The 23,096-nt window shown below is 70.9% G+C and carries 20 protein-coding genes and 1 other RNA gene; 10 read left to right on the plus strand and 11 right to left on the minus strand.

Annotation, left to right across the window (positions count from 1 at the left end; translation table 11 throughout):
- Positions 1 to 47: 47 nt before the first annotated feature.
- From glgB to BIU95_RS05860, 3 genes are all read right to left on the minus strand, one after another.
- Positions 48 to 2,612, minus strand: coding sequence for a 1,4-alpha-glucan branching protein GlgB (gene glgB, locus BIU95_RS05850; protein ID WP_139179674.1), 2,565 nt, complete (start codon positions 2,610 to 2,612; stop codon positions 48 to 50).
- Positions 2,609 to 4,609 carry an alpha-1,4-glucan--maltose-1-phosphate maltosyltransferase gene (locus BIU95_RS05855; RefSeq protein ID WP_175470727.1) on the minus strand — a complete coding sequence of 667 codons (2,001 nt, stop codon included), beginning with the start codon at positions 4,607 to 4,609 and terminating at the stop codon, positions 2,609 to 2,611. The genes glgB and BIU95_RS05855 overlap by 4 nt, the downstream gene beginning before the upstream one ends.
- Positions 4,610 to 4,783: 174 nt before the next feature.
- Positions 4,784 to 6,901, minus strand: a complete 2,118-nt coding sequence (locus BIU95_RS05860) for a glycogen-debranching protein (protein ID WP_071250899.1) — start codon at positions 6,899 to 6,901, stop codon at positions 4,784 to 4,786.
- A 59-nt stretch (positions 6,902 to 6,960) separates the two neighbouring features.
- Here BIU95_RS05860 and BIU95_RS05865 point away from each other — a divergent pair, with 59 nt between their 5' ends.
- A complete protein-coding gene (locus BIU95_RS05865; RefSeq protein WP_071250903.1) occupies positions 6,961 to 8,142 on the plus strand; it encodes a cysteine desulfurase family protein in 1,182 nt (393 codons plus the stop codon).
- 85 nt (positions 8,143 to 8,227) lie between these two features.
- On the opposite strand, the gene BIU95_RS05870 is transcribed toward BIU95_RS05865, so the two are convergent.
- Entirely contained in the window at positions 8,228 to 8,566 is a 339-nt protein-coding gene (locus tag BIU95_RS05870) for a hypothetical protein (protein WP_139179675.1), read from the minus strand.
- A gap of 98 nt (positions 8,567 to 8,664) precedes the next feature.
- Here BIU95_RS05870 and BIU95_RS05875 point away from each other — a divergent pair, with 98 nt between their 5' ends.
- Positions 8,665 to 9,159: a GNAT family N-acetyltransferase gene (locus BIU95_RS05875; protein WP_201300461.1), complete on the plus strand. Its 495-nt coding sequence runs from the start codon at positions 8,665 to 8,667 to the stop codon at positions 9,157 to 9,159.
- A 43-nt stretch (positions 9,160 to 9,202) separates the two neighbouring features.
- Here the strand turns inward: BIU95_RS05875 and BIU95_RS05880 are convergent, their stop codons facing one another.
- The 7 genes from BIU95_RS05880 to BIU95_RS05910 all read right to left on the minus strand — a co-directional run bounded on the left by BIU95_RS05880 (position 9,203) and on the right by BIU95_RS05910 (position 16,113).
- Positions 9,203 to 10,126, minus strand: a complete 924-nt coding sequence (locus BIU95_RS05880) for a PfkB family carbohydrate kinase (RefSeq protein WP_071250905.1) — start codon at positions 10,124 to 10,126, stop codon at positions 9,203 to 9,205.
- A complete protein-coding gene (locus BIU95_RS05885) occupies positions 10,126 to 11,619 on the minus strand; it encodes a cytosine permease (RefSeq protein WP_056068933.1) in 1,494 nt (497 codons plus the stop codon). The genes BIU95_RS05880 and BIU95_RS05885 overlap by 1 nt, the downstream gene beginning before the upstream one ends.
- 96 nt (positions 11,620 to 11,715) lie before the next feature.
- On the minus strand, positions 11,716 to 12,720 hold the full coding sequence (locus BIU95_RS05890) for an ADP-ribosylglycohydrolase family protein (RefSeq protein WP_071250907.1): 1,005 nt from the start codon (positions 12,718 to 12,720) through the stop codon (positions 11,716 to 11,718).
- On the minus strand, positions 12,717 to 13,448 hold the full coding sequence (locus tag BIU95_RS05895) for a GntR family transcriptional regulator (RefSeq protein WP_017888222.1): 732 nt from the start codon (positions 13,446 to 13,448) through the stop codon (positions 12,717 to 12,719). The genes BIU95_RS05890 and BIU95_RS05895 overlap by 4 nt, the downstream gene beginning before the upstream one ends.
- Positions 13,449 to 13,535: 87 nt before the next feature.
- Positions 13,536 to 14,372 carry a hypothetical protein gene (locus BIU95_RS05900; RefSeq protein ID WP_139179676.1) on the minus strand — a complete coding sequence of 279 codons (837 nt, stop codon included), beginning with the start codon at positions 14,370 to 14,372 and terminating at the stop codon, positions 13,536 to 13,538.
- Positions 14,362 to 14,805, minus strand: a complete 444-nt coding sequence (locus BIU95_RS05905; RefSeq protein WP_231564090.1) for an RNA polymerase sigma factor — start codon at positions 14,803 to 14,805, stop codon at positions 14,362 to 14,364. Before BIU95_RS05905 ends, BIU95_RS05900 begins: the two co-directional genes overlap by 11 nt.
- Before the next feature lie 285 nt (positions 14,806 to 15,090).
- Entirely contained in the window at positions 15,091 to 16,113 is a 1,023-nt protein-coding gene (locus BIU95_RS05910; RefSeq protein ID WP_071250911.1) for a LacI family DNA-binding transcriptional regulator, read from the minus strand.
- Positions 16,114 to 16,181: 68 nt separating this feature from the next.
- Here BIU95_RS05910 and BIU95_RS05915 point away from each other — a divergent pair, with 68 nt between their 5' ends.
- The 8 genes from BIU95_RS05915 to BIU95_RS05950 all read left to right on the plus strand — a co-directional run bounded on the left by BIU95_RS05915 (position 16,182) and on the right by BIU95_RS05950 (position 23,082).
- On the plus strand, positions 16,182 to 17,069 hold the full coding sequence (locus BIU95_RS05915) for a sugar phosphate isomerase/epimerase (RefSeq protein WP_056068922.1): 888 nt from the start codon (positions 16,182 to 16,184) through the stop codon (positions 17,067 to 17,069).
- A gap of 2 nt (positions 17,070 to 17,071) precedes the next feature.
- Positions 17,072 to 18,067, plus strand: a complete 996-nt coding sequence (locus BIU95_RS05920) for a Gfo/Idh/MocA family oxidoreductase (protein WP_071250913.1) — start codon at positions 17,072 to 17,074, stop codon at positions 18,065 to 18,067.
- Positions 18,068 to 18,112: 45 nt separating this feature from the next.
- Positions 18,113 to 19,222 (plus strand): peptide chain release factor 2, encoded by a 1,110-nt coding sequence (gene prfB / locus BIU95_RS05925; protein ID WP_017888216.1) that lies wholly within the window; start codon positions 18,113 to 18,115, stop codon positions 19,220 to 19,222.
- A 61-nt stretch (positions 19,223 to 19,283) separates the two neighbouring features.
- Complete coding sequence (gene ftsE / locus BIU95_RS05930) at positions 19,284 to 20,039, plus strand: cell division ATP-binding protein FtsE (protein WP_071250915.1); 756 nt, start codon at positions 19,284 to 19,286, stop codon at positions 20,037 to 20,039.
- Positions 20,036 to 20,950 carry a permease-like cell division protein FtsX gene (ftsX, locus tag BIU95_RS05935; RefSeq protein ID WP_017888214.1) on the plus strand — a complete coding sequence of 305 codons (915 nt, stop codon included), beginning with the start codon at positions 20,036 to 20,038 and terminating at the stop codon, positions 20,948 to 20,950. The genes ftsE and ftsX overlap by 4 nt, the downstream gene beginning before the upstream one ends.
- A 127-nt stretch (positions 20,951 to 21,077) precedes the next feature.
- Positions 21,078 to 21,554, plus strand: coding sequence for an SsrA-binding protein SmpB (smpB, locus tag BIU95_RS05940; RefSeq protein ID WP_017888213.1), 477 nt, complete (start codon positions 21,078 to 21,080; stop codon positions 21,552 to 21,554).
- A gap of 95 nt (positions 21,555 to 21,649) precedes the next feature.
- Positions 21,650 to 22,026: a transfer-messenger RNA gene (gene ssrA, locus BIU95_RS05945) on the plus strand.
- Positions 22,027 to 22,188: 162 nt separating this feature from the next.
- Entirely contained in the window at positions 22,189 to 23,082 is an 894-nt protein-coding gene (locus BIU95_RS05950; RefSeq protein ID WP_071250917.1) for a hypothetical protein, read from the plus strand.
- The last annotated feature ends 14 nt before the right edge of the window (positions 23,083 to 23,096 follow it).

Raw genomic sequence — 23,096 nt, forward strand, 5'->3', positions numbered from 1 at the left:
CCGGGCCTCCCGTCCGTCGTTCGGTTGCGTCCTGGACGCGGGCCGGGTTACCGGGCCAGCTTCAGCCAGACGGCGCCGAGCGGCGGGACCACGACGTGCGCTGAGGCCGGGCGGCCCGCCCACGGGGTGTCCTCGGCGGTGACGACGCCGAGGTTGCCGACTCCGGAGCCGCCGTACTCGGACGCGTCGGTGTTGAGCACCTCGTGCCACTCGCCCGCGGTCGGCAGCCCGAAGCGACGCTCCACCGGGACGCCGGAGAAGTTGACGAACACCGCGACGCGGTCGTCGCCGTCCTTCCGCAGGAACCCGAGGGTCGAGTGCGGTGCGTCGCCGCCCTCGAGCCACTCGAAGCCGTCGGCCGTCGAGTCGTGGGTCCAGAGCGCCGGGGAGTCCTTGTAGACGCGGTTGAGTTCGGCGACGAGGTCCTGCACGCCGCGGTGGCCGGGCTGGTCGAGGAGCCACCAGTCGAGGCCCTTCGCCTCGGACCACTCCGCGGGCTGCGCGAACTCCTGGCCCATGAAGAGCAGCTGCTTGCCGGGGTGCGCCCACATGAACGCCAGGTAGGCGCGCACGTTCGCGAGCTTCTGCCACTCGTCGCCGGGCATCTTGCCGTACAGGGAGCCCTTGCCGTGCACGACCTCGTCGTGGCTGATCGGCAGGGTGAACTGCTCGCTGAACGCGTAGACGAACGAGAACGTGATCTCGTCGTGGTGGTAGCTGCGGTACGCCGGGTCGCGCTGCACGTACTCGAGCGAGTCGTGCATCCAGCCCATGTTCCACTTCTGCCCGAAGCCGAGCCCACCGGCGCTCGTCGGCTGGGTCACCCCCGGCCACGAGGTGCTCTCCTCCGCGATCATCACGATGCCGGGGTACCGCTTGTACGCCGTCGCGTTCGTCTCCTGCAGGAAGGCGATCGCGTCGAGGTTCTCGCGCCCACCGTGGATGTTCGGCAGCCAGTCGGTGCGGGAGTAGTCGAGGTACAGCATCGACGCCACCGCGTCGACGCGCAGACCGTCGATGTGGAACTCCTCGAGCCAGTACAGCGCGTTCGCGACCAGGAAGTTGCGGACCTGCGGCTGCCCGAAGTCGAAGACGTAGGTGCCCCAGTCGAGCTGCTCACCGCGGCGGGGGTCGGGGTGCTCGAACAGCGCGTAGCCGTCGAAGCGGCCGAGCGCCCACTCGTCCTTCGGGAAGTGCCCGGGAACCCAGTCCATGATCACGCCGATGCCCGCCGAGTGCAGGCGGTCGATCAGGTATCGCAGGTCGTCCGGCGAACCGAAGCGTGCGGTCGGGGCGTAGTACCCGGTGACCTGGTAGCCCCACGAGCCACCGAACGGGTGCTCGGAGAGCGGCAGGAACTCCACGTGCGTGAAGCCGGTGTACTCCATGTGCCCGATGAGCTGGTCGGCGACCTCGCGGTACGACAGGCCGGGGCGCCACGAGCCGAGGTGCACCTCGTAGACGCTCATGGGGGCGTCGTGCGTGGTGGTCTGCGCACGGCGCTCCATCCACGCGGCGTCGCCCTCGGACCACGTGTACGTGGACTCGGTGATGACGGAGGCCGTCGCCGGCGCGATCTCGGCTTCGCGGGCGAACGGGTCGGCCCGCTCCACCCAGCCGGAGTCGGTGAGGATCTGGAACTTGTAGCGCTGGCCGACGACGGCACCGGGCCAGAAGAGTTCCCAGACACCGAGGTCGCTCAGACGGCGCATCGCGGTGGTGCGGCCTTCCCAGCCCTCGAAGTCCCCGATGACACGCACGGCGGTGGCGCGCGGTGCCCAGACGGCGAATGCGACCCCGTCGACCCCGTCGACCGTGCGGCCGTGTGCACCGAGGTGCTGCCAGAGCTGCTCGTCGCGGCCTTCGCCGAACAGGTGCAGGTCGAGCTCGCCGAGCGTCGGGGCGAACCGGTACGCGTCGTCGGTGGTCCAGGTGGCGTCGTCCTCGTCCGTTGACGCGTCGTAGTCGTACTCCGACTCGACGCGGTACCGACCGAGGGTGTCGGCCGTGGCGCCGGCCCAGAGCCCGTCGCCCTCGTGCGTGAGCTCGATGTCGTCGCCGTCGGGGCGGACGAGTCGCACCGCGCGAGCCAGGTGGCGGACGACGCGGACGCTCGTGCCGCCGTCGACGGGGTGCGGGCCGAGCACGTCGTGCGGCTGGGACCACCGGCCCTCGGCCACCTGCAGGCGCAGCCAGTCCTCGATCGGTGCCGGGCGCGGGTCCGTGGCGGCACCGGCAGTGCCGACGGCCGGGGCCGGGGCATCGGCCGGAGCCGGGGAGGCGGCAGCGGCGCCGGGGGCGACCGGGGCGTCGACGGACGCCGGACGGACGACCGGTGCCGAGCCTCCGGTCGGGGCCTGCGGGTCGTCCGACGACGAGGCTGCCGCCACGGACGGCTGCCGCGGGTGCGTCGGGTCGGCGGGGTGTCCGGCGAGCGTCGCGGACTCCGCCACGCCGCGGTCGGGCGCCTCGCGCTCGGCCGGAGGGGCACCGGGCAGGTCCTCGGCGGGAGCGGACACCTTCGGCTCGTAGCGCGGCACGGCCGGCGGCGGAGGCGGTACCGGCGGCACGGCCGGTCCGCGCTTCGTGGGGTCGGTCGGTTCGGGGGTCATCGGTGGGGTCCTTCCACGACGAGCAGGTGCACGGGCTCCTGGAACGCGTCCAGGCGGACGTAGTTCGACGCGCCCCAGGTCCAGCGCTGACCGGTCACGACGTCACGGACGTCGAACAGGCCCTCGGTCGGCAGACCGAGTGCGGCGAGGTCCAGGTGCACGGTGGTCTCACGGGCGGAGTGCGGGTCGACGTTGGCGACGACGATCACCGTGTCGGGCCGACCCGACCGGATGAAGTCACCCGACAGGTGCTTCGAGTAGACGACGATCGCCGGGTCGTCAGCGGCGTGCACGTGCAGGTTCCGCAGCTGTCGCAGCGCGGGGTGCGCCGCCCGGAACCGGTTGAGCATCGTGACGTACGGGGCGAGGGACGCGCCCTCGGCCTCGGCCAGTGCGAAGTCGCGCGGCTTGTACTCGTACTTCTCGTTGTCGATGTTCTCTTCGGAGCCCGGTCGTGCGACGTCCTCGAACAGCTCGTACCCGGCGTACATGCCCCACGTCGGCGCACCGGTGGCGGCGAGCGCCGCACGCACCTTGTAGCCGGCTCGGCCGCCGAACTGCAGGTACTCGGTGAGGATGTCGGGGGTGTTCACGAAGAGGTTCGGGCGCAGGTAGTCGCTCGTCTCGTGCGAGAGCTCGGTGAAGTAGTCCTCGATCTCGTCCTTGGTGTTGCGCCAGGTGAAGTACGAGTACGACTGCTGGAACCCGGCTTCGGCGAGCGCGCGCATCATCGCCGGGCGGGTGAACGCCTCGGCCAGGAACACGGTGTCGGGGTGCTCGTCGCGGATCTCACGGATGACCCGTTCCCAGAACCACAGCGGCTTGGTGTGCGGGTTGTCGACGCGGAAGATGCGGATGCCGAAGGCGATCCAGTGGCGCAGGACGCGCTCGACCTCGGTGACCAGGCCCTCGGGGTCGGTGTCGAACTGGATCGGGTAGATGTCCTGGTAGCGCTTCGGTGGGTTCTCGGCGGTCGCGATGGAGCCGTCGGCGCGCTGCGTGAACCACTCCGGGTGCTGGGTGACCCAGGGGTGGTCGGGGGAGCACTGGAGCGCGAAGTCGAGCGCGACTTCCATGCCGGTGTTCTTCGCCGTCTCGACGAAGTCGCGGAAGTCGTCCTCGGTGCCGAGGTCGGGGTGGATCGCGTCGTGCCCGCCTTCGGGGGAGCCGATCGCCCAGGGGCTGCCGGGGTCGTTCGGCCCGGGCGTGAGCGTGTTGTTCGGCCCCTTGCGGGCGGTGGTGCCGATGGGGTGGATCGGCGGCAGGTAGATGACGTCGAAGCCCATCCGGGCGACGGCGGGCAGGCGGCGGGCCGCGGTGCGGAAGTCACCGCTCTTCCAGGAGCCTTCGGGGTTCTTCTTCGCGCCTTCGGAGCGGGGGAAGAACTCGTACCAGGCGCCGACGCCGGCGCGGGTGCGTTCGACGTCGAGCAGCTGGGTGGCGGAGTGCGTGCGGAGCGAGGTGAGGGGGGCTTCCTCGACCTCGGCGACGATGCGCGGGTCGTCGACGGCGGCCAGGCGTTCCGCCGGGTCGAGGTCGGTGTCGCGGACCCGTGCGGCGGCGCGTGTGGCGGCGGGGGAGCCGGTCTCGTCGGCCAGCCGGTCGAGCAGCACGGCGCCGTCGAGCAGCGTCGCCTCGGTGTCGACGCCGGCTGCGATCTTCAGGCGTGCGCCGTGCAGCCAGCTCGCCCAGTCGTCGGAGTACGACTCGACGTGCCAGGTCCAGACGCCGACGTGGTCGACCTGCACCGTGGCGTCGTAGCGGTCGGTGCCGGGGGCACCGAGGGTCATGGGGACGGTGCGTGTTCCACCGTCTGGGCGTTCGAGGACGAGGTCGGCGCCGATGATGCCGTGTCCTTCTCGGAAGACGGTCGCACCGAACGTGATCACCTCGCCGTCGAATGCCTTGCCGGGGAAGCCGTTCGGCGTCCTCGGGGCGAGCTCGGTGATCGGGATGCGCCCGATCTTCGGGCGTCGGGGTCGGTCTGCGGTGGCCACGGAAGCGACGCTACCCGGCGGGCGGCTCCGCGTTCCCCGGATTCCGCCCACTGTGGAGGGGCCGGGCGCGCCGTGGACCCTGTGGAGGACCGGACGCAAGGCCCGTGGCGGGGCCGCCACGAGCCTTGCGTCCGCCTGTCGGTCGCTGTGCCCGGCCGCACCCGCCTGCTCGCGCTACGCCACCTCGAACAGGTGGATGCCGGGGCCGTAGGCGGTGAAGACCTGCCCGGCGGGACGGAGGCGCTCGTGGTCTCGGTGCTTCTCGCTCGACCAGGCCAGGCGGTACCCGAGGACGTCCTCGCGCACCGGCAGGGTCAGGTCGCGGGTACGGCCGCTGCCGTGCACGACCACCAGGACGCGGTCGAAGGGCTCGTGCTCCGGTGTCGACTCGACGAAGTACTGCAGGGCGCGGTGCACCGGCTGGTCCCACCCCTCGATCGTCATCGGCTGCCCGTCCGGTCCGTACCAGGACATCCGCGAGGCCCCCGGTGTCTCCTGGCCCTCGACGCCGAAGCGGGTGGGCCGGAGTGACGGGTGCGCCTGCCGGAACCGGGCCAGCGCGGCGACGGCCTCGGTCATCGTCTCGGCGTCCTCGTCGTCGGACCAGTCGACCGGGGTCAGATCGTCGGACACCACGTAGGCGTTGTTGTTGCCGTGCTGGGTGCGGCTCCGCTCGTCGCCGGCGGTGAGCATCGGCACCCCGGCGGACAGCATGAGCGTCGCCACCAGGTTGCGCATCGACCGGCCACGCGCGGCGCGGACCCCCCGGTCGGCGGTGTCGCCCTCGATGCCGTGGTTGAACGAGCGGTTGTCGTTCGACCCGTCGCGGTTGTCCTCGCCGTTGGCCTCGTTGTGCTTGCCGTCGTACGACACCAGGTCGAGCAGGGTGAAGCCGTCGTGTGCGGTGACGAAGTTCACGCTCGCCAGCGGGCCGCGGTCGGCGCCGAAGACACTCCTCGACCCCGACAACGCTTCAGCCAGCCGGCCGATCCCGGTCTGCGGCAGGCCGGTGCGGCGCTCCTCGGCGATGTCGGTGAGCCAGAACTGCCTGACCGTGTTCCGGAAGCCGTCGTTCCACTCGCTCGTGCGGTCCCCGGCCGCACCGAACGCCCCGGTCTTCCAGCCGTCGGGGCCGACGTCCCACGGCTCGGCGACCACCAGGGTGTCCTGCAGGTCGGGGTGGTTCCGGATGCGTTCGAGCAGCGGGTGCGACGGGTCGAACCGGTGCTCGCCGTCGCGGGCCAGGGCGGCCATCAGGTCGAAGCGGAAGCCGTCGACCTGCACCTCGCGCGCCCAGTACACCAGGCTGTCGACGATGAGGTCCGCGGTCGCCTCGACCGAGGTGTCGAGCGTGTTCCCGCACCCGGTGGTGTCGTAGTAGCCGTCCCGGTACGGCGAGGCGGAGTGCGCCCAGCGGTACTGGTTCGCACCGTCGATGCCGCGCAGGCTCGTCGTCGGGCCACCCAGGCCCTCTTCCGCGGTGTGGTTGTAGACGACGTCCAGGACGACCTGGATGCCGGCCTCGTGCAGCAGCCGGACCATGCCCTTGAACTCGCGCAGGACGGCGTCGGCGCCTTCCTGCTGCGCCGGCGCCGAGGCGTGCGCGGCGTGCGGGGCGAAGAACCCGAGCGTGTTGTAGCCCCAGGCGTTCTGCCTGCCGGCGTCGCGGAGCCACCGCTCGGTGTCGAAGGCCTGCACGGGCAGCAGCTCGAGCGTGGTGACGCCGATGCGGTGCAGGTGCGCGATCGTGCTCTCGTGTGCGACCCCGGCGTACGTGCCGCGCAGGTGTTCCGGCAGGTGCGGGTTCGCGGCCGTCAGGGTGCGGACGTTCGCCTCGTAGACGACGGCGCGGTCGAGCGGGACCTGCGGCTTCACGACGCCGCCCCAGTCGAAGGCGTCGTCGACGACGACGCTGGTCCAGCGCGGGCCGGCTGCTTCGTCGTTCCCCGTCGGCAGGATGCCCCGCGCGTACGGGTCGAGCAGCGGACGCGTCGGGTCGAACTCGTGCCGCGGGCCGACCGGGCCGTCGACGAGCAGGTGGTACCGGTCGCCGGGCACGACCCCGGGGACCTCGCCGGTCCACACGTCCGTGTCCGGCACGCGCTCGAGCGGGTGTCGGGTCGGCCGGCCCTCGGAGCCGTCGGAGCGGTCGGTCCCGTCCGCGCCGTCGGCGCTTCCCGCGCTCGTCACGACCAGGACGACGCCCGTCGCCGTCGCGGACCGCAGGGTGAACCGGGGGACGGTCCCGCCCAGGGAGAACCCCGGCGTCAGGTCGATCGCTGTCTCGTGCACGCGACAAGGGTACGAGGACCGGCGCGTATCCTGGACACTGCTCGATCCAGGGGGTGCATGTGTCGGTCTACCTCGACCACGCCGCGACGACGCCGATCCTGCCGGAGGCGCTCGCCGCCTTCACCGATGCCCTGGGCACCGTCGGCAACCCGTCGTCCATCCACAGCGCCGGTCAGCGCGCGAAGATGCTGCTCGAGGACGGCCGCGCCGCCGTCGCCCGCTCGCTCGACGCGGACCCGGTCGAGGTCGTGTTCACCTCCGGCGGCACCGAGAGCATCAACCTCGCCGTGAAGGGCCTGTTCTGGGCTCGCCAGCGTGACCGCCAGCGGCCCCGCATCATCGTCCCGGGCGGCGAGCACCACGCCACCGTCGACACCCTGACCTGGTTGGAGACGCACGATGGGGCCGTCGTCGACGTGGTCCCGTTGGACGCGCAGGGTCGCGTCGACCTCGCCGGACTGGAGGCGCGGCTCGCCGACGCCTCGGACGTCGCCCTGGTCACGTTCCTGTGGGCGAACAACGAGGTGGGCACCATCCAGCCCGTGTCACGGATCGTCGAACTCGCGCACGCCGCCGGCGTGCCCGTGCACAGCGACGCGGTCGCCGCCTACGGCCAGGTGCCCGTGTCGTTCGCGGCGTCCGGCCTCGACGCCCTCAGCGTCTCCGCCCACAAGATCGGCGGGCCCGTCGGCATCGGTGCGCTCGTGCTCGGACGGAAGGCGACCGTCGAACCCCTCATCCACGGTGGTGGGCAGCAGCGGCAGGTGCGGAGCGGCACGCAGGACGCCCCTGCGGCTGCGGCCTTCGGCGTGGCGGCCGGCGCCGTGGTCGCCGAGCCGATGCCGCACCCGGCGCTCGCCGCCCTGCGGGACCGCCTGGTCGCCGGGGTGCGTGCGGCCGTGCCGTCAGCCGTGCTGATGGGGGACCCCACCGACCGGCTGCCGGGCAACGCGCACTTCACGTTCCCCGGGTGCGAGGGCGATTCGCTCCTGTTCCTGCTCGACGCCGCCGGGGTCGCGGTGTCGACCGGATCGGCGTGCCAGGCCGGGGTGCCCGAGGCGTCGCACGTGCTGCTCGCGATGGGGCTGTCGGAGCAGGACGCCCGCGGTGCGCTCCGGATCACACTCGGGCACACGACGACCGACGCCGACGTCGACGCGTTCCTGGCTGCGCTGCCGGATGCGGTCGCGCGGGCCGGTGCCGCGGGGATGGCGTCGCGGGAGCCGCTGCTCGGGCGGTAGGGCCTCTTCCGTCGGGCTGGACGCCACGGGGCACGGTTGCGGTGCTGGACATCGTTCTCGTCCTGACGTCGAGAGCCTCGCGACTCTACGGGTCACGGCGGGTGCGGGTCGCGCGCGGCTGCGGGAGCGGCTGCCGTCGGATCCACACACCGACCCAGACGTGCGAGAGCCCGGTCGCTGCAAGACCGACCATCGCCCACCCGACGACGCCGTGCCCGGTCCCGACCCAGAAGACCCCGAGGACGAGGACGAGCGTCGTCACGACTGCACCGAAGGCGAGCATGAGCAGACTGGACACGGGACTGGCGTTCTGGGCGAGCCGAGCGTCACGCACCCAGGCCGGGTTCCGCACGCGCCACAGGACGATCGCGACGGTGCCCAGCAAGACCGCGATGCTCACTGCGAGCAGACCTGTTCCAGCCACGGCCCGATGGTAATCCGACAGGACCGTCCTCGACGCGATCTCCACGAGGGCCTCGCGACCGACCCGCATCGTTGTGATACTTGGACATGCTCGAGTTGGTGCGACCGCAGACGGCGTTGTACGAGGCGTGGGCTGAAGCGCATGCCGAGTGGGGGCCGGGTCTGCACGAGGACGGGTTCGGGATCACGGCGCACGACGACGTCAGTGACGAGGACGGGTTCCGCACCTGGGTCGGCCGAGTGCACGCCAGGCCCGGCGCGCTCTGGTGGATCGTCGAGGACGGCCGTGTCCTGGGCGGGATCGCACTCCGGGCTCCGGGAGACACCGCCGGCGTGCACCGGTTCGGCCACGTCGGGTACGGGATCCGCCCGTCAGCACGGGGCCGCGGCGTGGCGACGTGGGCGCTGGGCCAGGTGCTCGCCCACGCCTCGCGAGTCGGGATCGACCCCGTGATCGCGCTCTGCCGCGATGACAACGCCGGGTCCATCCGAGTCCTGGAGCACTACGACGCGGTCCTGTCGTCGATCGAACGGCGTGAGGGAGTGCGGCTCCGGCGGTACGCCGTCTCCCGGTCGCACCGGCGTCCCGGGTAGCCGATCGAGCGCACGGCCGCCCCCGGGAACCCGTGTCGACGCGTCACACCAGCCGGGCGAGGAGCGCGTCCGTCTCGGCTGCGGTCGGCGCTGTCGCCGGACCGTTCCTGGTGACCGCGAGGGCCGCCGCGGCGTTCGCCCGGCGGACGGCCTCGACGAGCGACGCACCACGGGACAGCGCAGCGACGAGCACTCCGCCGTGGGCGTCTCCCGCACCGTTGGAGTCCACCGCGACGACCCGGAAGCCGGGGACCAGCACGGGGGAGGCGCCGGGCTCGACGACCCAGCAGCCGGCTGCGCCGTCGCGCACCAGGGCGGTCCCGCGGGCGGCCGCGGCGATCGTGGTGACCGCCTCGGGGAGTCCCGCGGACGTGGGAGCCATGAGTCGCGCCTCCCGTCCGTTGGCGCTGACCACGTCCGCACGCGCCATGACGGGGCCGAGCACCGCCGGGGGCAGCGTGTCGACCAGCGGCGACGGGTCCAGGACGACGCGGACTGAGTCGGGGACACCCCCGAGCCAGTCGGCGATCGCTCGCCCGTTGACGGCGTGCGCGAGGCCGTAGCCGGACACGAACACGGTGTCGTCGGCGACGAGGGCGATCCGGTCGAGGTCGGCGCGGCCGAGCTGCCCCTCTGCGCCGACGCTCGTGACGAAGGTCCGCTCCGTCGAGGCGTCCACGAGTGCGACGCAGTACCCGCTGTCGACGTCGTCGAGACCGGGCTGCAGGACGTCCACGCCGGACGTGGCGAGCGCGCGACGCACCACGTCGCCGAACGGCCCGCTGCCGTACTGCCCCCCGAACGCGACGTCGAGTCCGTCCCGGACAGCGGCGACCATCGTGTTCAGGCCGCCGCCCGCGGTGATCTCCGACGCGGAGGCGATGACGTCGCCGCCCGGATCCGGGATCGCGTCGACGCGCATGACGATGTCGACGATGACGTTGCCGACCGAGACGAGGCGGGGCATCAGGCGCGCGCCCCGGCGTCCGTGGTGGTGGCCGGCTCGTGCTCGGTGAGCCGGCCGCGTGCTCCGCCGGTCAGCAGGTAGACCGCGGCAGCGACGATGAACGTGATCACCCAGCCGAGTCCGTTCGCGCCGATCCAGGTCGCGGAGAACGCACCGACGAAGACGGGGTCCGCGTCACCGACCTGCACCTCGGTGAACAGGAAGCCGATCACGATCGCGACGATCCAGGCGGCAAGGGCACCCCAGGCGACACCACCGCGGTACCAGTACCGGCCGCCAGCGCGCAGGTCGAGGAGCGCCGCCGGGTCGTACCAGCGCCGCCGGACCATGTCGGCGGTGAAGACGCCGAGCCACGCGGTGATCGGGACGGCGAGGACGGAGATGAACGTGATGAACGGGGCGTAGAAACCGTCGGCGACGAGCATGAAGTACATCGCGCCGAGTGTGGTGACGACCACGTCGACCGCGACCGCCCACACGCGCGGGACCTTGATGCCGAGGGTCAGCGTGGTGAGGCTCGCCGAGTACACGGACAGGTGGTTCGACAGCAGCAGGCCACCGAACGCCGCGATGAGGTACGGGATCGCCATCCAGCTCGGCAGCAGGTCGCGGATCGCAGCGACCGGGTCACCGGCCTGCGCCAGCGTCGGGTCTCCGGCGGAGACGAGCGCGCCGAGGCCGACCAGGACGACGAGCGGGATGCCCGCACCGGCGGCACTCGACGCGATGAGCGCGCCGGCCTTCGACGAGGTGCGGGTGTAGCGGGCGATGTCCGCTCCGGCCGTGGCCCAACCGATGCCGGTACCGGCTGCGATCGTGCCGATGCCGATGACCATCGCGGCGACGGGGCCCGCGGGCTGGGACCCGACGACGTCCCAGTCGACGCGCAGCACGAGGAAGACCGCGACGAACACGTTGAGCGCACCGAACACCCACGTCGCCCACTTCTGGACGGCGACGATGAACGCGTGCCCGAGGCCGGAGACCAGCACCGTGGCGACGACGAACACCAGGATCGCGACGATCGTCAACACCGGGTTCGCCTTCGCGTCACCGCCCGTCCCGAACAGGATCGTGAACAGCGACAGGAGCACGAACGCCGCCGTCGTGGTGTTCACCGTCTCCCAGCCGAGCCGCGACAGCAGCGACACGAACGTCGGCCCGATGTTCCCGCGGACGCCGAACACCGCTCGGCTGAGGGTCAGACCCGGAGCACCGCCGCGGCGGCCGGCGACGGAGATCACGCCGACGACCGCGAAGGACCCTGCGGCGCCGATCACCGCGACGAGCAACGCCTGCCAGATGGTCAGGCCCTGGAACGCGACCAGGGTCGCACCGAGCGGAAGACCGAGGATGGAGATGTTCGCGGCGAACCAGACCCAGAACAGCGCGCCGGGCGTACCGGTCCGTTCGTCGTGGGGCACGGGCTCGATGCCCCGCTGCTCGATCGTCGTCAGCGTGCCGCTGCTGAGCGTGGTGGGCGTGTGGGACATGGTTCGGTTCCTCTTACGTCGTCGGAAGGGTGGTGCGCGAAACCGTGCGTCGGCCTGTCCAGGCGACGCCACAGCGTGGGGGGAGGGGGAGGCGGGTCAGCTGCCCGCGCGGAGGGTGAGGAGTCCGTCGACGACCCGGTCGAGCCGGAGGTCGTTGACCGTGGTCACGGTGGCGACGGCATCGGCGGGCCAGGCATCCGGCCCGTGGACGGCGCCGAGCACCGCACCGGCCATCGCGGCGATCGTGTCGGTGTCGCCGCCGAGTGCAGCCGCTGCGCAGAGGGTCTGCCACGGGTCGAGGTCGAGGGCGACGAGGGCGAGTGCGGCGACGACGGACTCCTGGCTGGCCACGCTCGTGCCGATGAGCCGCGTGATCGTGTCGATCTGCGCGGACGCGGGCACGGTCGGCAGGTGCTCACGCGCCCACGTCGTCCTCGCAGCGATCTCCGCACCGGCGACCCAGTGGCCGCGCTCCGCGCCGATCGTGGCGGCGGCGACCGCGGCGTCGAGCGCTCCGGACCGGGTCGCCCCGTCGATGCCGGCGCTCACGGCCCCGGCGATCGCGCTCGCTCCGGCGATGCCGAGCCCGGTGTCGTGCGTGACGCGGCTGGCGTCCTGGACGGCGTCGACCAAGCGGACCAGGTCGTTCGAGGGCACGGCGACGCCGACCGGTGTGATCCGCATCGCGGCCCCGTTCGTCGTGCCGGTCGAGCCCGCCTCGGACGCGGGGACGCCGTCGAGGATCCGCTGCACCGCGGTCTTCGTGCTCGGGCCGAGCAGGTCGAGCGAGCCCTTCGCCTCCATCCCGCGCTCCCAGGCGATGAGCGCCTCGGCGAAGCGGACCGGGTCCAGTCGTCCGTTGCCCTCGAGCAGCAGCTCGGCGAGCATCAGGGCCTGTTCGGTGTCGTCGGTGATCGTGCCAGCCGGCATGCCGGTGGCGATGCGCTGGTGCGGTCCGGCGTCGGCGAACCCGGCGATGGCCCCGTGGTCGGCGAGGATCTGCGCGCGGGACATCGACTGGGTCGGCATGCCGAGGGCGTCGCCGATCGCCAGGCCCGTCAGGGCAGCGAGGGCGTGGTCTCGGAGGCGGTGCTGGTTCACGGTGTCCTGTCGTGGGGTCGTGACGTGGTCCCGAAGCGCATGTGCAGTCGGAAGCGGTCGGGGTCGAGGAGGCTGTCGACACGCTCGACGAACGCGCCTTCGGCCGTGCGTGCGATGCGTCGGCTGCGCAGGAACGGCGTGCCCGCGGTGCGGTCGAGCAAGGCCGCGTCGTCGATGTCGAGCGGCACGACGTCGATCCACTGCTCGGCGCTCGCCGGCACCAGACCGGTCTCGGCGATCGTGGCCGTCAGGGAGCCGTCGACGAGTCCGTCGGTGGTCGCGGACGCCAGGCGCCCCAGGTGCGGCACGACGCTGCGCTCCAGGGACACCGGACTGCCACCGACGACGACACGGAGCCGGTCGACCGCGACGAACGTCGCGCTGGCGGCATCGACCTCGGTCTGGAGCGCTGTGTCCTCGAACCGCTCGATGCGCAGGGTGCGGGTCGACACCTCGGTCCCGGAAGCGGCGATGGACCGTGCCCAGCCGCCGCGGGGGTCGAGGGAGGCGCCGTCGAACGTGACGACCGAGCCGATCCCACCCCGGGTGGCGATGTACTCGTCGTCTGCGAGGTCGGCGAGGGCAGCTCGGACGGTGCCACGACTGACGGCGAAGCGCACGGCCAGGTCGTGCTCGCCGGGCAGGCGCTCGCCGGCTCGGTACCGCCCCGTCGCGATCTCGTCGCGGAGCGCGTCGGCGACGAGACGTCGCTTCGAGGTGATCGGCATGCCGTGAGCGTACATGTACAAGACCTGTTCAGTCGTGTCTCCGCGCTCAGTGGATGACCGGCCGGTCCGGTCCGGGTGCCTCGACGCTCAGAGGTCGCAGACCGCGGTGGGCAGGTTCTGCTCGGCGCTGACCCACACCGATTCGACGTTCGCCCCGCCCTCGCCGAGTTGGAACGAGACGAGGCCGCCGGGCAGCTGGACGTCCCACCGCGACCAGGATCCGTCCGGTGTCGAGATCCGTTCCGTGAGTGACGGGTACGCGGCCCGGAGTGCATCGGAGCTCGACCCCACACCGATCCCCGCGGCGGTCGTCGGCCCCGCCGTCGTCGTCCGGGCAGAGTCACCCTCGGCGCCGATCAGGACCCCGGTCACGCGGTCGTCCTCCTCCATGATCCGCAGCGTCGGGCTGCCGTCGCGCGCCCACGTTCCCGGAGCCGTGCACGTGCTCGGCGTCGCGGGCACCAGACGGTACGCCTGGGCGAGGTCGTCGCTCTCCGCCTCCGTGGCGCCGCCGAGCGCGATCGGACCGACCTCGTCGCCCGAGATGGTCCACGAGGACGGGGCGTCGAGCGCGAAGGGGCCCTTGCTCGGGGTCGGGGCAGTGGATCGTGTCGGTGGGGCTGTGGGCTCCGGGGTCTCCTGGACCGGAGCGGACTCCGGGGTGCTGGTCGTGGCCGGTTCGCTGGGCCCCGGCGTGGAGACGGGGGCGGGGTCGGCGGAGAACGGCTGCGGGATCACGCCGAGTGCGACGCCGCCACCGGTGATCCCGAGGCCGAGCAGGGCGACGACACCGATGACGATCGCGGCGCGGCGACCACGTCGGCGCGGCGCAGGGCGCTGTTCGGTCGCGCGGGTGAGCACGGTGCGCTTCATCGCGACGAGCATGCGCTGCAGGTCGTCGCCGGAGGGAGGCTCAGTGTTCATCGTGCATCACCGCCTGCTGCAGTCGGGCACGGGATCGGGCTGCACCGCGGGGAGCAGCGTCGACGGTGAGGCCGAGGGCCTCGGCGGCGTCCGCGTAGGAGCGTCCGTCGACGAGGCAGGCTTCGCAGAGGCGGCGGTCGACGGGTGCCAGCGCATCGATCTCGTCGCGGACCCAGCGCAGTCCGACGCGGGCATCGTCCGCGTCGGTGCCTGCGGTGTCGCCGTCACCCGTGCCGGGGCGGCGCGCGTGGTCGCGGCACGCGACGAGCAGCCAGGGCAGCAGGGCGTCGGTCGCCAGGCGGAGCGTTCCGCCGTGCTGCCAGAGCGTGAGGAAGGTGTCCTGCACGATCCGTTCGGCGTCCTCGCTGCTGGAGGCCAGGGCCCATGCGAAGCGGGTCAGGGCGGCCGCGTACCGATCGAACGCGTCAGCCAACGCCGCACGTTCGCCGTTCGCGAGTCGACGCCTCAGTGCTGCGTCGGCGTTGGCGCCGTCATCCACGGTTGCCCCCTCTCACCTCAGGAGTGTCGCCAGCGACGCGATCCTGACACAGCGGCGTCCGCCGGCGTGTCGCGCCGCGGGCGGACGCGGGTGGCAGGCCCCCGGTCGACGTCACCGTGACGGGTGTGACGGACCTGCGTCGGGCCTCCCGGTCGGCCGTTTCCCAGCGCGCCGGACAGGCGGGCGCGCTGGGGCACCGCACGGTCGGCGCGTCCGTCGTCAGCGGTCGTCGGCCGTCGGTCTCGGACTGCTCGTCGTGCGCCGCACCACCAGTGACACCGGCACTCGGTGCACGCGCGGCTCCGGCGTTCGGCCGTGCACGCGTTCCCCGAGCCAGCGTGCGGCCTGGGCCCCGATCGCGAAGGTCCCGTTGTCGACCGTGGTCAGCGAGATGTGCCGGATGCTGCCGAGGTACGTGTCGTCGTAGCCGACGAGCGACACGTCGTCCGGGACGGCCAGGCCCAGGTCGTCGGCCGCGGACAACGCGCCGATGGCGACGAGGTCGTTGTAGGCGACGAGCGCGGTCGGACGGTCAGCCATGGCCAGGACTCGTCGGGCCGCCGCGTACCCGCTCTCCTCGCTCATGCCGGCCGGTACCACGACGGCGTCGGCACCGTGGCGGGTCATCGTCGTGCGGAAACCCTGCTCGCGGAGCTCCCCGACGCGCCCGGGGCCGACGAGGTGACCGATCCGCGTGTGCCCGAGTGCGAGGAGGTGCTCGGTCGCGATCGACGCGCCGGCGTGGTCGTCGTTCACGACCACGTCGGTGTGCAGGTCGTCCGGCTCGTAGGTCCCGGCGAGGACCACCGGGATCTCCTGGGCGGCCCGTCGGAGCGCGGCGTCGTCCTCGGTGGTGCCGACCACGACGATCCCGTCGACCTGTTGTCGCAGGAGCATGTCCACGGGGGAGCCGCCCACACGCCGGGTGGTCGCCGAGTCGACCAGGATGGGTGCCAGCCCGACGGTGTCGAGTGTGGCGGTCAGGCCGGCGAGCAGGTCGACGAACCAGGGGTTCCGCAGGTCGTTCAGCAGCACGCCGACGGTGCCCGTCCGCTGCTCACCGAGGCTCCTGGCTGCGCGGTTCGGTCGGTAGCCGAGTTCGGCGACTGCTCGTTCGACGGCCGCGCGACGAGCGTCACTGACCCCTGGGTCGCCGCGGAGCGCGAGCGAGACCAGCGACTTCGAGACCCCGGCGTGCTCGGCGACGTCCCGGATGGTCGGGGCGTGGTGCGGTCTCGACATGGATGCAGGCTAGTCCTATTCTGGACCGGTCCAGTTCATTCCAGTGCTGTCCAACGAAGCGAGCGCAGATGCCCCCGAAGATCTCCATGAACGTCACGACGACGTTCCACGGCAACGTCGTCCAGGACATCCGACTGGCGAGGGAAGCCGGGTACGGCGGGATCGAGCTGCAGAGCCCGAAGCTCTACCGGTACCTCGACGCCGGCTACGACATCCGGACGCTGCCGCCGCTGCTCGAGGGGCTCGAAGTGACGGGGCTCGGTGCGGTGCTCGACATCGAGCGTCAGGGTGCCGGTCGCGACGACTTCGTGGCGGAGGTCGAGCGCATGTGCGGTGTGGCGACCGCCGTCGGGGCGCCCATCGTGCAGCTGTGCACCGGGCCGGTCGATTCCGCGGTCGTCCGTGACCACCGCGCGGGCCGCCTGGCCGACGACGACACCCGGTACCGGGCGACGCTGGGGCTCGACGAGGACGCAGCGGTCCGCATCACCGGAGCGAACGTCCGTCTGGCGGCGGACATCGCCGCGGACCACGGACTCGAGGTCTACCTGGAGCCCCTCGCGTGGGCGCACCTCAACCGATGCCGGCACGCGCTGGACATCATCGAGGAGGCCGGGCGCGACAACGTCGGCATCGCACTCGACACCTGGCACTTCTGGACGACCGGGGACACGCTGGCCGAGGTCCGAGCGCTGCCCGCGTCGGTCATCAAGGCCGTCCACCTGTCGGACGGGTTCGACCTGGACCGCGACCGGACGGTTCCCGACCAAGCCGTCCACCGGAACGTCGTCATCGGTGGCGGTGCGATCCCGCTGCAGCAGTGGGTCGACGCGATCAAGGCCACCGGGTACGACGGATGGTGGGTCACCGAGATGTTCTCCGACCGGGCGAACGAACAGGATCCCGCCGTCGTCGCACGCACGATGCACGACCTGACCGCGATCCTGGTGGGCTGATCATGACGCAACGCTTCGCACTCGTCGGTGCCGGCTTCATCGGCGCCGTGCACGCCGCGTCCCTCGCAGCGCACCCCGACGTCGACTTCGTGGGGATCCACGACGTCGACCGTGACCGCGCTGCATCGCTGGCGGCACGGCACGGCACGCGGGTGCTCACCCAGGACGAGGCGTTCGACGCGGCGCAGGTCGACGCGGTCTTCGTCGCTTCCTCCACCGACACCCACGCGCAGCACCTGCACGCTGCCGCAGACACCGGGATCGCCGTGCTCTGCGAGAAACCCATCGCTGCCGGGTTCGCCGACGCGGTCGCGGTGGTGGAGCACGTGCGTGCCAGCGGCGTGCCGGCGATGCTCGACTTCAACCGGCGGTGGGACCGCGACCACGCCGAGCTGCAGCGCATCGTCGCCGCGGGGGAGATCGGGGCGGTCGAGCTCGTCCAGCTCAGTTCCCGCGGTCCGTCCCTGCCGCCGCTCGACTACCTGCGGGTCTCGGGCGGACAGCTCCGCGACCAGACCGTGCACTTCTTCGACCTCGTGCGGTGGATCACCGGCGAGGACCCGGTGACGGTCGCGGTGGCGGGTTCCGCGCTCGTCGACCCGGCCATCCGGGAGTTCGGCGACGTGGACACGTCGGTCACGACCCTCACGATGCCCTCCGGCGCGCTCGTGCAGATCGACAGCGTCCGACGCACCGGCTACGGGTACGACGAGCGCATCGAGGTCATGGGGTCGTCCGGGCTCGTCGAGTCACGGCGGAACCACCGCGGGAACGTCGCTCGTTACACCGATGGGCAGATCGTCGCGGACGGACTCCACGACGGCTGGTTCGAGCGTGTGCAGGCCACCTACGCCGCGACGCTCGCCGCCTTCGTCGCGTCGCTCGAGTCCGGATCCGAGCCGCCGGTCTCCCTGGAGGACGGGCTCAGGGCCCAGGCCATCGCCGAGGCGGCCACTCGTGCCCTGTCGTCGGGACGGACGGAGCACATCGACTACTGACCCCCGGTCGGCCGAGTCGGACTCGCGCCGGTAGGATCGATGACCATGGTCGAACTGGACTTCACCGAGCAGCTCTCCGCCCTTCGCGAGACCTTCGGCAACATCCGCTCGGTGGTCGACGTCGACCGCCTGCAGCGTGAGATCGCCGACCTCAGCGAGCAGGCCGGGGCCCAGGACCTCTGGGACGACGTCGACCACGCGCAGCAGGTGACGAGCTCGCTCTCGCACCGGCAGTCGGAGCTGAAGAAGATCACCGACACCGAGCAGCGCATCGACGACCTCGAGGTGCTGGTCGAGATGGCGAACGAGGGCGACGACCAGGAGTCGGCCGACGAAGCCCTCGCCGAGCTCAAGGCGATCCAGAAGATGATCGGCGACTTCGAGGTGCAGACGCTCCTCGACGGCGAGTACGACGACCGTCCGGCCGTCATCACGATCCGTGCCGGCGCCGGTGGTGTCGACGCGGCGGACTTCGCCGAGATGCTCCTCCGCATGTACCTCCGGTACGCCGAGCAGCACAACTTCAAGACCACCGTGATGGACACCTCCTACGCCGAAGAAGCGGGCATCAAGTCCGCGACGTTCGAGATCGACGCCCCGCACGCGTTCGGCACGCTGTCGGTCGAGGCCGGCACCCACCGCCTGGTCCGGATGTCGCCGTTCGGCGCCGCCGGCAAGCGCCAGACGTCCTTCGCCGCGGTCGAGGTCATCCCGCTCATGCCGGAGACCGCCGTCATCGACATCCCCGAGAACGACATCCGTGTCGACGTGTTCCGCTCGTCGGGCCCCGGCGGACAGTCCGTCAACACGACCGACTCGGCGGTGCGGCTGACGCACATCCCGACCGGCACCGTGGTCTCGATGCAGAACGAGAAGTCACAGATCCAGAACCGCGCAGCCGCCATGCGCGTGCTGCAGTCGCGCCTGCTCCTGCTGAAGAAGGAAGAGGAGAACGCGAAGAAGAAGGAGCTCGCCGGCAACATCACGGCGAGCTGGGGCGACCAGATCCGCTCGTACGTCCTGGCGCCGTACCAGATGGTCAAGGACCTCCGGACGGAGCACGAGGTGAACAACCCCTCAGCCGTGTTCGACGGCGATCTGGACGGCTTCATCAACGCCGGCATCCGCTGGCGCAAGCAATCCGTCGCCGACTAGGGGTCCGTGAGCCGCGCGCCTCGCTTGCTTTCCAAGCGGGGCGACCTACCCTGATCCGGTCATGATCAAATTCGACCAGGTCACCAAGGTCTACTCGGGCAACCCGAGTCCGGCGCTCGACAACCTCACCCTCGAGATCCTCAAGGGTGAGTTCGTGTTCCTCGTGGGCGCGTCCGGTTCCGGCAAGTCCAGCTTCCTGCGCCTCGTGCTCAAGGAGGAGAAGCCCACCAGCGGGCAGATCCACGTGCTCGGGCAGCGCCTCGGGTCCCTGGCGTCGCGGAAGGTCCCGTACTTCCGACGCAACCTCGGCGTGGTGTTCCAGGACTTCCGTCTGCTGCCGAACAAGAACGTGTTCGACAACGTGGCGTTCTCGCTGCAGGTCATCGGCAAGAGCAAGGGCTTCATCAGTGAAGCCGTGACCGACGTGCTGAAGCTCGTCGGACTCGCCGGCAAGGCCACCCGCATGCCGCACGAACTCTCCGGTGGTGAGCAGCAGCGTGTGGCCATCGCCCGCGCCGTCGTGAACAAGCCGGCGATCCTGCTGGCCGACGAGCCCACCGGAAACCTGGACCCCACCACGTCCGCCGGCATCATGGCGCTCCTCGAACGCATCAACCAGGGAGGCACCACCGTGCTGATGGCGACGCACGACGCCAGCATCGTGAACCAGATGCAGCGGCGGGTCATCGAGCTCTCGAACGGCACCGTCCTGCGTGACGAGCAGTCCGGCGGCTACCAGACCCAGGCGGTCCCGATCCAGCGAGGCACCGTGTCCAACACCACCGGCATGCAGACGATCCCGGGGCTCATCCGATGAGGCTCGGACTCGTCATGTCCGAGGTCGGCTCGGGCCTGCGGCGCAACGCGTCGATGGTCGTCTCCGTCGTCCTCGTGACCTTCATCTCACTGACCTTCGTCGGTACCGCGATCCTGCTGCAGATGCAGATCAACCAGATGAAGGGGTACTGGTACGACCGGGCGCAGGTCGCCGTCTACCTGTGCACCGACACCGACACCACGGGCAACTGCACCGGCGCGAAGGCCACCGCGGACCAGCGCGAACAGGTCCAGGCGCAACTCGAGTCGTCGACGCTCAAGCCCTACATCGAGAAGACCTACTACGAGAACCAGGACCAGGCCTTCACCCGGTTCAAGGAGCAGTTCAAGGACTCGGCCGCGACGGAGTTCGTCAAGCCGGAGTACCTGAACGAGACCTTCTGGGTCAACCTGAAGAACCCGTCGCAGGCCGATGTCCTGGTCGAGAGCCTGTCGAAGGTCGCCGGCGTGCAGAGCGTCGTCGACCAACGCGGGTACCTGCAACCGATCTTCAACCTGCTCAACGCATCGTCGTACACGGCGATCGGCATCGCGGGGCTCATGCTCGTGGCGGCCGTGCTGCTGATCGCGACGACGATCCGGTTGTCGGCGTTCAGTCGACGGCGAGAGCTCGGCATCATGCGACTCGTGGGTGCGTCGAACCGGTTCATCCAGACACCGTTCGTGCTCGAGGGGGTGATCGCCGCAGCCATCGGAGCCGTCCTGGCCGGCGGCGCGATCACCGCCGTGGTGTGGTTCTTCGTCCGGAACTTCCTGGCGGAGCGCTTCACCGGCACGGCGTTCATCGGCATGGGGGACGCGGCCATCGTGGTCCCCGCGGTGATCGTGATCGGGGTGCTCCTCGCAGCGGCATCGGCATCGATCGCCATCCGTCGGTACCTGAAGGTCTGACGCAGCGCAGCATCCGCCAGCGGGCGGCGCGCCGGGAAGGTGCGCCGCCCGCTTCGTGTTGAGTAGTCTGTAGGGCTGCGCGGAACCGTCCGGCGCAGTGCACCGGTCACCATCGAGAGGAGTCGTCATGGCGAAGGAACGCGGTGAGAAGATCGTCGCGACGAACCGTCGCGCCCGACACGACTACCTCATCGAGGACACGTACGAAGCAGGCATGGTCCTGTCCGGCACCGAGGTGAAGTCCCTGCGCATGGGGCGTGCGTCACTCGTCGACGGGTACGCCTTCATCGACGGTGGCGAAGCCTGGATCGACGCCGTGCACATCCCGGAGTACACCGAGGGCACGTGGAACAACCACTCGCCCCGACGGAAGCGCAAGCTGCTCCTGCACAAGCAGCAGATCGTGAAGATCTCGCACAAGACGGCGCAGGGTGGCTACACCCTGGTGCCGTTGCAGATCTACTTCCACGACGGTCGGGCCAAGATCGAGATCGCCGTCGCGAAGGGCAAGCGCGAGTTCGACAAGCGCCAGGCCCTGCGCGAGAAGACCGACAAGCGTGAGGCCGAGCGGGCCATGCGCACGCGGAACCGTGTCGGCGAGTAGCGCCGACGCACGTCCTCGGCTAGAATGAGGGACTGCTCCGATCGGGGCATTGGCAACTCAACAGCGTGACAGCGGTTCGCACGTCCGGCCCGCATGGGGATGATCGGTTTCGACATTGCCTGTGTGCCGACGGGAAGCGGGCCGAGGACCCACGGTTATCTCGTTAACGATCCGTGGAAACCAACAAGTGCCAATTCCAAGCGCACTGACTTCGCTCTCGCTGCGTAAGCAGCCCAGCACATGAAGTCCGTCGGCCAGGTGACCGTCCCCTAACCTGATCCCGACGTCATCCAGAGGACTTGCTGCACGGTTGCGCCTCAGGGCCGTGCGGGACTTGCACTGAGACTGGGCTCGTCGTCCTAGAAGCCGGTAGCAAAGGACGGGGCCGAGCAGAACGAACTATCCGGATACGCCCGTAGAAGACGTCGAATTGCAGCGATGGACGGGGGTTCGATTCCCCCCATCTCCACCATTCGCCGAACGACGAACCGCTGTCACGCTGAGCCACCTGAACGCCCCGGCACCGTCCCCTGGACAGTGCCGGGGCGTTTCCTGTTCCGCCACGTCCGAGGACTACGCTGCGGAGCAGGCGCGCAGAACACGCTCGCGTCGAACCCGAACGAGAGGTCAGCACGTGGTGCAGGAGATCGCGATCCGTGTCCGTCTGCGGGAGCAAGAACGAGTGGTGCTCAGCGAGTACGAGCGGATCGTGGGCTCCGTCGCCACGGTCGCCGCCCTCGCCGCCTGGCTGCCGAACCCCGACACCCGACTGGTCGTCCGCGGCCGCGGTGCCGAACCGGTGCGGCTCGAGACCGTCACGTACGGGTCGGTGGTCGAGATGCTCGTCGTGCTCGACCAGCGCTCCGCCGGGGTGGAACGTGCCGCCGCCGCCATCGCCGCGCTCATCGAGTCGGTCCGGCACGAGCACGTCGCCGACGACGTCTCCGGGGTCGCCGGGGAACTCGACCGGCTCGACCGCGCTGCCCCGCGCGGCCGCTCCGTCGTGGAACGCGCCCTGCGGACGTTCCTCGAGGGGGCACGGTCCGACGTCCTCGCGCGCCGGTCCACGACCCGCGTGCGGACCGCACAGGCGCTGCTCCGACTCGCCGAGGCGGACGCGGTGCTCACGGTCGAACGGGTCGCCGATGCCCTGGCGCCGGTGCTCGAGGAGCACGCTGTCGACGTCGAGCTGGACACCGGCTCCGCCGTGGTCGTCGCGCCGATCGACGGGGTGGAGTCGCCGGAGACCGAGGCTGCGCCCGGCGACGCCGACGCCTCGCAGGCGGAGCGAGAGGCCGTGTCGGCCGTCCTGCCGCTGCCGACGGGTGCGAGCAAGGCGAAGTCGAAGCAGGACGACGGCAAGAAGAAGCAGTCGAAGAAGGACGGCGACAAGAAGAAGCAGTCGAAGAAGGACGACGGCAAGAAGAAGCAGTCGAAGAAGGACGACGGCAAGAAGAAGCAGTCCAAGAAGGACGACAGCAAGAAGCAATCCAAGAAGGACGACGGCAAGAAGTCCAAGAAGAAGTAGCTCGCGGCCGCTCC

Source organism: Curtobacterium sp. MCBA15_007 (genome assembly GCF_001864905.1).
GTDB classification, from domain to species: Bacteria; Actinomycetota; Actinomycetes; order Actinomycetales; family Microbacteriaceae; genus Curtobacterium; species Curtobacterium poinsettiae.